The 255-nt window shown below is 51.8% G+C and carries 1 rRNA gene; it reads left to right on the forward strand.

What is annotated here, in order from left to right:
• Positions 1 to 255, forward strand: a 16S ribosomal RNA gene (locus L6D64_RS28235); the annotation flags it as partial.

Consider the following 255-nt stretch of genomic DNA (forward strand, 5'->3'; position numbering starts at 1 on the left):
AGACTCCTACGGGAGGCAGCAGTGGGGAATATTGGACAATGGGCGAAAGCCTGATCCAGCCATGCCGCGTGTGTGAAGAAGGTCTTCGGATTGTAAAGCACTTTAAGTTGGGAGGAAGGGCAGTAAGTTAATACCTTGCTGTTTTGACGTTACCGACAGAATAAGCACCGGCTAACTCTGTGCCAGCAGCCGCGGTAATACAGAGGGTGCAAGCGTTAATCGGAATTACTGGGCGTAAAGCGCGCGTAGGTGGTT

It is taken from the genome of Pseudomonas urethralis (assembly GCF_021602465.1).
GTDB classification, from domain to species: domain Bacteria; phylum Pseudomonadota; class Gammaproteobacteria; order Pseudomonadales; family Pseudomonadaceae; genus Aquipseudomonas; species Aquipseudomonas vlassakiae.